Source organism: Rhizocola hellebori (assembly GCF_016862955.1).
Taxonomy (GTDB): domain Bacteria; phylum Actinomycetota; class Actinomycetes; order Mycobacteriales; family Micromonosporaceae; genus Rhizocola; species Rhizocola hellebori.
Map to the genome: position 1 here is coordinate 1 of NZ_BONY01000156.1, position 9,696 is coordinate 9,696.

General features: G+C 67.1%; 9 protein-coding genes. 2 read left to right on the forward strand and 7 right to left on the reverse strand.

Annotation, left to right across the window (positions count from 1 at the left end; all coding sequences use genetic code 11):
* Positions 1 to 145: 145 nt before the first annotated feature.
* The gene (gene prfA / locus Rhe02_RS48710) at positions 146 to 1,231 is read right to left on the reverse strand and encodes a peptide chain release factor 1 (RefSeq protein WP_203915419.1); all 1,086 of its coding nucleotides are present in this window, start codon (positions 1,229 to 1,231) and stop codon (positions 146 to 148) included.
* 64 nt (positions 1,232 to 1,295) lie between these two features.
* Positions 1,296 to 1,532, reverse strand: coding sequence for a 50S ribosomal protein L31 (rpmE, locus tag Rhe02_RS48715; protein ID WP_203915420.1), 237 nt, complete (start codon positions 1,530 to 1,532; stop codon positions 1,296 to 1,298).
* Between the two features lie 119 nt (positions 1,533 to 1,651).
* Here rpmE and Rhe02_RS48720 point away from each other — a divergent pair, with 119 nt between their 5' ends.
* On the forward strand, positions 1,652 to 2,509 hold the full coding sequence (locus Rhe02_RS48720; protein WP_203915421.1) for a phosphatase domain-containing protein: 858 nt from the start codon (positions 1,652 to 1,654) through the stop codon (positions 2,507 to 2,509).
* A gap of 34 nt (positions 2,510 to 2,543) precedes the next feature.
* Here Rhe02_RS48720 and rho read toward each other — a convergent pair whose 3' ends face one another.
* The 5 genes from rho to Rhe02_RS48745 form a co-directional block, all read right to left on the reverse strand.
* A complete protein-coding gene (gene rho, locus Rhe02_RS48725; RefSeq protein ID WP_203915422.1) occupies positions 2,544 to 4,442 on the reverse strand; it encodes a transcription termination factor Rho in 1,899 nt (632 codons plus the stop codon).
* A gap of 301 nt (positions 4,443 to 4,743) precedes the next feature.
* Positions 4,744 to 5,643 (reverse strand): homoserine kinase, encoded by a 900-nt coding sequence (gene thrB, locus Rhe02_RS48730; protein WP_203915423.1) that lies wholly within the window; start codon positions 5,641 to 5,643, stop codon positions 4,744 to 4,746.
* On the reverse strand, positions 5,640 to 5,816 hold the full coding sequence (locus Rhe02_RS48735) for a type II toxin-antitoxin system antitoxin (protein WP_203915424.1): 177 nt from the start codon (positions 5,814 to 5,816) through the stop codon (positions 5,640 to 5,642). The genes thrB and Rhe02_RS48735 overlap by 4 nt, the downstream gene beginning before the upstream one ends.
* Positions 5,817 to 5,827: 11 nt before the next feature.
* A complete protein-coding gene (locus Rhe02_RS48740; RefSeq protein ID WP_203915425.1) occupies positions 5,828 to 6,691 on the reverse strand; it encodes an SPFH domain-containing protein in 864 nt (287 codons plus the stop codon).
* A gap of 67 nt (positions 6,692 to 6,758) precedes the next feature.
* Positions 6,759 to 7,976 (reverse strand): MFS transporter, encoded by a 1,218-nt coding sequence (locus Rhe02_RS48745; RefSeq protein ID WP_239124570.1) that lies wholly within the window; start codon positions 7,974 to 7,976, stop codon positions 6,759 to 6,761.
* Between the two features lie 63 nt (positions 7,977 to 8,039).
* Here Rhe02_RS48745 and Rhe02_RS48750 point away from each other — a divergent pair, with 63 nt between their 5' ends.
* Positions 8,040 to 9,602: a hypothetical protein gene (locus Rhe02_RS48750; protein WP_203915426.1), complete on the forward strand. Its 1,563-nt coding sequence runs from the start codon at positions 8,040 to 8,042 to the stop codon at positions 9,600 to 9,602.
* Positions 9,603 to 9,696 lie beyond the last annotated feature (94 nt).

Here is a 9,696-nt window from a genome sequence, read left to right on the forward strand (position 1 = left end):
CGAGCGCCTCGATGTCGCGCTGATCTCCGCGCGGGGGGCGGGGTGCGGGGTCGGCGGCGGAGCCGCCGGGGGGTGGCCAAGCACGGACGGATGTGCCGCGCGGGAGCTGACGGCGAGCGACCACGACGGTGCGGCGTAAAGGAAATTAGCGGGAGAGGTGGTCTTCTCCGGCTAGGCGGGCGGCGCGGTCGGCGGTGGTGAGGGCGTCGAGGGTGGCGTCGAGGTCGCCGCCCATCACCAGGTCGAGGTTGTAGGCGGTGAAACCGATCCGGTGGTCGGTGATGCGGTTCTGCGGGAAGTTGTAAGTGCGGATGCGCTCGGAACGGTCCACAGTGCGCACCTGCGCCTTGCGCGCGTCGGAGGCTGCGGCGGCGGCCTGTTCCTCGGCGTGCTGCACCAGTTTGGCGCGCAGCATGCGCATTGCCTTGTCCTTGTTCTGCAGCTGCGAACGCTCATTTTGGCAGGAGACCACGATTCCGCTGGGGATGTGGGTGATGCGCACGGCGGAGTCGGTGGTGTTGACCGACTGTCCACCCGGGCCGCTGGAGCGGAAGACATCCACGCGAAGGTCGGTGGGATCGATATCGATCTCCGCCTCTTCGGCTTCGGGGGTGACCAGAACACCGGCGGCGGAGGTGTGGATGCGGCCCTGGGACTCGGTCGCGGGGACCCGCTGGACGCGATGCACGCCGCCCTCCCACTTCAGGCGTGACCAAACCCCGTTGCCGCCATCGGGAACGCCGCGCGTCTTGATGACCACGGAAACGTCCTTTATTCCGCCCAGGTCGGACTCCTGCGAGTCGAGCACCTCGGTGATCCAGCCGTGGCGTTCGGCGTAGCGCAGGTACATGCGCAGGAGATCGCCGGCGAAAAGGGCCGACTCCTCCCCGCCCTCACCGGACTTGACCTCAAGGATCACGTCCTTGGCGTCGTTGGGGTCACGCGGTGCCAGCAGCTCGGCGAGCTTCTCCTCCAGCAGCGGCAGCTGGTCCTCCAGCGATTGGGCCTCCGACGCGAAGTCCGGGTCTGCCTCGGCCAGCTCGCGGGCGGCCTGAATGTCGGCGCGCAGAGCGGTCAGCTCGTGGGCGGTCTTGTGAATCGGGGTCAGCTCAGCGAAACGACGGCCCACCTTGCGCGCCGCCGCTTGGTCAGCATGGATCGCCGGGTCGGCCAGCCGCGCTTCCAGCTCCTCGTACTCGGCCAGCAGCCCGGAAAGACGATCATTGCTCATTGCGCAAACCCCCAGACACGAGCCGACGCCCGCCCCGGAACCGGGACGGGCGTCGGTAAAACAGCTACTTGGAGTCCTTCTTGGCGTCCTTCTTCTGGACCTTGGCGTACTTGGCCTGGAACTTGGCCACCCGGCCGGCCGTGTCGAGGATGCGCTGCTTGCCCGTGTAGAACGGGTGGCAGACGTTGCAGGACTCGGTGTGGATCTGCCCGCCCTTGGCGGTGCTGCGGGTGGTGAACTGATTGCCGCACGAACAGGTGACGGTCGTCACTTCGTACTGCGGGTGGATACCGGCTTTCATCGGCCTTGGTCCTTTCAGAAGCGGTCGCTGGGTCGCCTAGTGTTGCCAGTGGCGTGAACCAGTACCTGATAGTCGACCCGTAACTATATCTCGCCCGCAAACGGGGCAGGATGAGGGGCATGGCGAAGTTGACCATCGCCCGCGGGCTGCCCGGCTCGGGCAAGACGACCTGGGCGAAGACGCAGCGCCGAGCCGTCCGGGTCAACCGGGACGAGCTGCGCCGCATGCTGCACGGCGGGTGGACCGGCGAGGACTGGGCCGAGCGGCAGGTCACCAAGGCCCAGCAGGCGATGATCGAAGCCCTGCTCAAGGCGGGCGCCAACGTGATCTCCGACGACACCAACCTCGCCGCGAAGGTGGTCCGTGATCTGGCCAAGCTCGCCACCAAAGCGGGCGCCGAGGCCGAAGTGGTGGATTTCACCCACGTCTCGCTGGAGACGTGCATCCAGCGCGACGCTCAGCGGGCTGAGGGCGAAAGAGTGGGCGAATCGGTCATCCGCCGCATGCATGAGCGTTACCTGACCGGGCGGGAGCCGGTGGTCGAGCTGGACGCCCCCGACCGGAAACCGGACGCGATCCTCGTCGACCTCGACGGCACGGTCGCGATCATGGGCAGGCGCAGCCCCTACGACACCTCGAAGGTGCACCTCGACGCCCCGAACCAGCCGGTGATCCGGGCCGTCCGGGCGATGTATGAGGCTGGTCACACGATCATCTACTGCTCGGGCCGCACAGACGACGGCCGCGAAGCGACCGAGACCTGGCTCGACAAGCACGTGGGAGTGCCGCACGCCGGCCTGCACATGCGCGTCACCGGCGACAGCCGCAAAGACTCCATCGTCAAACAGGAGATCTATGAGCGCGAGCTGAAGCACGCCTGGCACATCGTGGCGGTCTTCGATGACCGCAACCAGGTCGTCCAGATGTGGCGTTCGCTAGGTCTCACGGTGTTCCAGGTCGCCGACGGAGATTTCTGAGGCCGGCCCGGCAACGGGCCGGCCTCAGCAGGCGTTACTCCGCAGTCGTCTTGGCGATCTGCATCAGGAACTCGATGTTCGTGCGGGTCTGCTTGAGCTTGTCCAGCAACAGATCCAGCGCGGCCTGCGACTCCAGCGAGTGCAGCACCTTGCGCAGCTTGTGCACGATCACGAGCTCCTCCGGCGCGAGCAGAATCTCTTCCTTACGCGTTCCGGACGGGTCGATGTCGATGGCCGGGAAGACCCGCTTGTCGGCGATCTTCCGGTCGAGCTTGAGCTCGGCGTTGCCCGTGCCCTTGAACTCCTCGAAGATGACCGTGTCCATCATGGACCCGGTCTCGACCAGCGCCGTGGCGAGAATGGTGAGCGATCCACCGTTCTCGATGTTGCGGGCGGCGCCGAGGAAGCGCTTGGGCGGGTAGAGGGCCGTCGAATCGATACCACCCGACAGGATGCGGCCCGAGGCGGGCGCAGCCAGGTTGTAGGCCCGGCCCAGACGGGTGATCGAGTCGAGCAGCACGACAACATCGTGGCCCAGCTCCACCAGCCGCTTGGCCCGCTCGATGGCAAGCTCGGCGACGGTGGTGTGGTCCTGCGGCGGACGGTCGAAGGTGGAGGCGATGACCTCACCCTTCACCGAGCGCTGCATGTCGGTGACCTCTTCGGGACGCTCATCGACCAGCACGACCATCAGGTGACACTCGGGGTTGTTCGTCGTGATCGCGTTGGCGATGGACTGCAACACCATGGTCTTACCGGCCTTGGGCGGCGACACGATGAGCGCGCGCTGCCCCTTGCCGATCGGCATCACCAGATCGATGACCCGCGTGGTGAGGATGTGCGGCTCGGTCTCCAGACGCAGACGGTCCTGCGGGTAGAGCGGAGTGAGCTTGTAGAACTCGGGGCGGCGGCGGGCCTCCTCGGGCTCCATCCCGTTGATCGTGTCCAGACGGACCAGCGGGTTGTACTTGTCGCGGCGCTGCTCGCCGTCGCGAGCCGAGCGCACCGCGCCCGTGATCGCGTCACCGCGGCGCAGGCCGTACTTCTTTATTTGCGACATTGACACATAGACGTCATTGGGGCCGGAAAGGTACCCGGTCGTGCGCACGAAGGCGTAGTTGTCCAGCACGTCGACGATGCCGGCGACCGGCACTAGAACGTCGTCCTCGGCGATCTGCGGCTCACGCTCACCGCCGCCGCCACCACCGCTGCCCGACTCGGTGCGGTCACGTCCCCGGCGGCGATCCCGGAACCGGCTCCGGCGGCTCCGGCGGCCGTCCGAGTCGTCGTCGGAATCGTTGTCGAAGCTGCGCTCGCGGTGCTCGCCGCGGTCGGCGCTGACCCGCTCGCCACGGTCACGCTCGTTGCGCTCACCGCGGTCGCTGCGCTCAGCACGGTCGCCGCGCTCAGCACGGTCGTTGCGGTCCCCCCGGTCGTTGCGGTCCCCCCGGTCGTTGCGGTCCCCCCGGTCATTGCCCCGATCGTTGCGATCGGACCTGCCGCGCTCCCGTCGCGACTCGCGACGGTCTTCACGGACGCGACCGTCGCCGTTCTCGGACGCCGCGGGCACGCTCGGAGCGGCTTCCGGCTGAGACTCCGGCGCGCTGGCCGAACGGGTGGATCGGCGGCGGCTTTCCGCGGGCGCGGGGGCGTCGGCGCTGGCCGGCACCTCCGCACGCACCTCTTCGCGGGTGGGCGCGGACGCGGCTCTGACTCTCGGTGATCCCCCGGTCTGTGCAGCGGAAATGGCGGCTATCAGCTCGCCCTTACGCATCCTGCCGGTGCCGGTGATGCCCAACCCAGCTGCCATGGTCTGCAGCTCAGGAAGCAGCTTGGCGGATAGGCCGCTGCCAGCTGTGCGGCGGCGCCGGCCGGTGGAGGCGTCGTCAGCGACGTGGGAGACATCCGACGTCATGTCGGTGGTGTCGCTCAATGGATTCCTTCCCTCGATTGGCCGGGGCTGCCCGGGTCTGAGGAATTCAAGATGGCGGCCGGGAAGCCTCGGATACACCCGCAGGGCCCGCTGAAGGGGCACTGGGGAGTTTTATCGCTCAGACGCACCGTCCAGACGAGACGGAAGCGGCGATCGGCGCTGCGTGGGGCGTAAGACGGGGGGTGGACGGGGTTGCCGTCTGAACCTTATTCCGGGTGCGCCGCCCCGCATTGGATCGGGCGCTTCGCGGCTGTGCTAGCTAGAGCGTAATCAACCACTGCGACCAGCGGCAACACCGGGACTATTCGGCGTGTCTGAACGTGCTGCAAATGTTACCCGGTTCAACCGTCACTTGGCCAGTTTCGGCAGCAAGAGTCAGAGTCAGCCAATCCTCGCCCACTGCAAAATCGGACGGCAGGGCGGTCAAGGCCAGCACCGACGGCCCGGCGCCGCTCACCGTGGCGGCCACTCCCGCCGCTCGCAACCGCTGGACCAGGGCCGCTGTCGCCGGCATCCCGGGCGCCCGGTAGTCCTGGTGCAGGCGATCCTCGGTGGCTTCGAAAAGCAGCTCTGGCGCCTGGGTGAGCGCATGCACCAGCAGCGCGGCGCGGCCGGCGGTGAAGGCCGCGTCGGGGTGGGGCACCTGAGCCGGAAGCGCGGCCCGTGCATGTGCGGTTAAACCTTTTTCGGTGGGTACCAGCAAAGTCGCCACCAAAGACGGCGAAGGCGCCAACGACACCGCTGAAGCCACGCCGTCTGACATCCAGGCAATGGTGAACCCGCCCAGCAGGCACGGCGCCACATTGTCCGGATGGCCCTCAATGCGCCCGGCGATGCGCAGCTCGTCGGCCCGGCTGAGCGTCCCGCCGCCCAGAGCGTTGGCCAGGGTCACCCCGGCTACTATGGCGGCGCTGGAGGAGCCGAGGCCACGCGCTTGCGGGATCCGGTTGACGCACCGCAGCACGATGCCTGCGGGCTGGGCGCCCAGCTCGTCGAAGGTCTCCCGCATCGCCCGGACCACGAGGTGCTTCTCGTCGTCGGCCAGCTCCCCCGCGCCCTCGCCTAGGATTTCGACGCTCGTCTGTTCGCCAAGCGACGCCGTCACCTCGTCGTGCAGGTCGAGCGCCAGCCCCAGACAGTCGAAGCCCGGACCGAGGTTGGCACTGGTCGCGGGCACTTTCACGGTGAACGAACCGGTCACAACTCTTCCTCGTCTAGTGATCGCTTGACGGTACGCCCCGCGGACCTGAGCGCCATCCGCAGGGCGTACTCAATCTGGGCGTTGACGCTGCGCAGATCATCGGCGGCCCACCTAGCGAGGGCATCGTGGACCGCCGGATCCAATCGCAACAACAACTTCTTCTTCTCAGGCATGAGAACTGTCCTCAGTAGAGCGACCCCGTGTTGACGATGGGCTGAACCGAGCGGTCTCCACATAGGACAACAAGCAGATTGGCGACCATTTGTGCTTTGCGTTCCTCGTCCAGCTCAACGACGTGCTGTGCGCTCAGCTGCTCCAGCGCCCCGCTGACCATACCGATGGCGCCCTCGACAATCTTGAAGCGAGCCGCGACCACGGCCGAAGCCTGCTGGCGCGCGAGCATGGCGTGCGCGATTTCGGGGGCGTACGCGAGGTGGGTGACCCTTGATTCGATGACCTCGATGCCGGCGAGGATGGCGCGCTCGCTCAGCTCGTTGGTCAGCTCCTCGCTGACCGCCGCGCTATCGCGCAGGCTCGTGCGCCCGCTGTCGTGCGCCTCGTACGGGTAGCTCGTGGCCAGGTGACGCACGGCCGTCTCCGACTGGACCTCGACGAAATCCACGAAGTCGTCGACCGCGAACTTCGCAGCGTAGGTGTCGACCACCCGCCACACCACGACCGCCGCGATCTCGACCGGGTTGCCGTCGGCGTCGGAGACCTTGAGGCGCGCTGTTTCGAAGTTGCGAATCCGCTTGGAGATCTTCTTCTTCTCGGTCAGCGGCAAGGTGCAGTGGAAGCCCGGATCGCCGATCGTGCCGACGTAGCGCCCGAAGAACTGGATCACCCGCGCGTCGTTGGGGCTGATCACGATGAGGCCACTGGCCAGCAGCACCACGACCAGGACGGTCGCCACGACGACGGCCGCGACGACGCCCTCGTTCAGCTCGTCGGTGATGGCCCAGGCAATGAAGGCCACCAGGCCCCCGAGCAGCAGAACCAACGCGAGCACGGCCAGCCAGCCGGAGATCCGGAACGCCTTTTTCTCCATCTCGTACTCCTCTATCAAAGTGATATCACTACGATAGCGGACTAAGGCAAGTCCCGGTTTCGGCCGTTCAGCTGGCCGGGGCGGGCGCCGGGCGGCGGATGACGTAACGATGGGTGAACAGATACCAGCCCACGGCGTAGCTCATCGTCGTGGCGGAGCAGCAGATGAACAGCGCCGTCGTCGACACGGAGTCGACATAGAGGCCGATCACGAGCTGCGAGACGGTGATCGCCAGCATCGCGATCATCGTGTCGGTAGCGCTGACCCGGCCCCGCAGCTCGTCCGGGACAGCCTGTTGGATGGCGAAGTTGGACATCACCCAGTTGCCACCACCGGCGATGTGCGCGATGAGAACCCCAACGAGCACCAGCGGGAACCACGTCGCGAAAGCCACCCCTATGTAGGCAAGGCCGTATGCGGTCATGGACAGGGCAAGACCGGGGAGGAGCAAGGCCGGCTTGTTCAGTACCCGGCGAAAGAGAATCGGGCCAATGATCGCCCCGAGGCCACGGGCGGCGAACATCAGGCCCAGACCCTTTGACCCGACATGGAAAGCGAGCGCCACCATCGGGAAGACGGTCAGCACACCGTTGCCGAGGCCGACCGCCGACTTGACTGTGACCAAGGACATGAGCCGCGGGTCGCCGCGCAGATAACGAAGAGCTTCGTGGATCGCGGCGAAGGCGGGGCGATGGACCTTGGAGATCGATTGCTGCAGCGGCTTGTCCACCCGCCAGGTCAGCCACGCCGAGACGACCAGACCGGCCGCGACAAGACCAAAGCAGTGGTAGGCCGACGTGAACCCGCTCAGGACACCGCCGAGCGACGAACCGATGATGGCCATGATGCCCCAAGCCGAGCTCGTGATGGCCAAGGCGTCGCGCAGATCCTCCGGCGGGACAACGTTGGGGATAGAGGACGTGGCCGCGGGCGAATAGAAGGCCTTGGCCACGGCCAGCACGGCGACGGCCACCAGCGCGATCGGCCCAGCCGCCGGGCCGCGCACGAAAAAGAGCCCCGAGATCGCCGTGAGCACACCGAGGTTGCTGGCGATGAGCACATGTTTTCGGTCAAAGCGGTCCGCGAGCGTGCCGGCGTAGGGCAGCAGCAGCGCCACCACGCCGGTCTCGACACCGAGGGCCAGGCCGCCCCAGAGCCCTTTGTGGGTCAGGTCGTTGAGCAACACCAGCAACGGCACCATGACGAACCAGTCAGCGCCGAAGACGATCAGCTGGGCACCGAAAAGACGACGAAGATCCCGATGGCGGGTAAGGACCGAAAGCACAGAAGCACGCTACACCGGGGCGCGGGTCATCGGGATCCCTCGGTCGCCTGGTACAAAGATCGCGTGACTCTGCCGGTGCGCGCCGCTCTCGTCGTCCTCGGTGCCGTTGCCGCTTTCTTCGGCTACTTCGGGATGGCAAAGAGCATGCCCATCAACGCGGACGGCGCGAGCAACGCGCTGCAGGCGTGGGACATGTTGCACGGCAACCCAATTCTGCGCGGCTGGACTGTGACCGATGTCTCGTTCTACAGCACCGAGCTGATCCAATACGCGCTGATCGAGCTGATCTACGGGTTCGGCGAGGACACCTTCCGGATCGCCGCCGCGATGACCTACACCCTGCTGGTCATTCTGGCCGCCGCGCTGGCCAAGGGGAAAACCACCGGCCTGACCGCGTTCGTGCGCATGGGAATCGCGGTAGCGATCATCGCGCTTCCCATGCCCGGAACGGCCTTCTTCGTGGCCTTCGGCGGCCCCAATCATCTGGGTACGGGCGTGCCACTCCTGCTGACCTGGCTGGTTCTCGACAAGGCGGTCTCCCGCAAGTGGCTGCCCATCCTCATCGGCCTCATGCTCGCCTGGGGCCAGATCGCCGACCCGCTGGTGCTTTTCATCGGCGTGCTGCCGCTGGCCCTGGTCGGGTTCTATCGCGCGATCCGCGCCCGGGACTGGAAAGGGCTCGATGCGCAGCTGGTGGTCGCGGCCGTGCTGTCCGTCCCATTAGGACAGGGAACACTCAAACTGATTACGGCTCTCGGCGGCTTCGGCGCCCACAAGCCGCCAACCGATTTCGCGCCGCCGGCCAAGTGGCTCGGCCACCTGCGCCTGCTTGCCGACGTGATGACGGTCAACTTCGGCGGGTACCTGCCCGACATGAACTCGCCGACCGACTACCTCGTCGCGATCCTGCGCCTGGCCGGCCTCGGCCTGGCCCTCGCCGCCGTCGGTGTCACCATTTTCTCGTTGCTGCGCAAGCCTTTGGGCGATCGTGTCAGCCAGATTCTGGCCGTGGCCATTCTCATCAACCTCGCCGCATTCATCGCCTCCACCCTCCCCACCGACCTCATGTCGGCCCGCCAGGTCGCCGTCGTCCTCCCCATGGGCGCCGCGCTCGCCGGCCGCGTCTGCGCCGGCTGGTTCCCCCCGCGCCGCGCCGCGCTCCCGCTCGCCGCTGTGCTCGCCCTCTTCAGCGTCGTCTTCGTCTTCAACTCCTTCACCCCGCCCTACCCCGAGCCGAAACGCGAGATCGTCGCCTGGCTGGAAAGCAAGCACCTGACCCACGGCCTCGGCTCCTACTGGAACGCCAACGATCTGACCCTCATCGCCGGCGGCAACGTCGTCGTCGCACCCATCACCGGCGGCGACGAAATCAAGGGATACCGCTGGGAGTCCGACGCAGCCTGGTACGACCCGGCCCTCCACGACGCCCGCTTCCTCATCCTCGACACCGCCCGCCCCGGTTACGGCACCCTCGCAGCAGCCGACCGCCAATTCGGCACCCCCATCGACCGCCAAGATTTCGGCCAGTTCACCGTGCTCGTCTACGACCACAACCTGCTAGCCAACCTCAAAGCCGAATGCGGCACAGGCATCGCCCCCTCCATGTCCGCCTGCCCACCCCACTAACCTCCCCGCGCCCCGCGCCCCGCGCCCCGCGCCCCGCGCCCCGCGCCCCGCGCCCCGCGCCCCGCGCCCCGCGCCCCGCGCCCCGCGCCCCGCG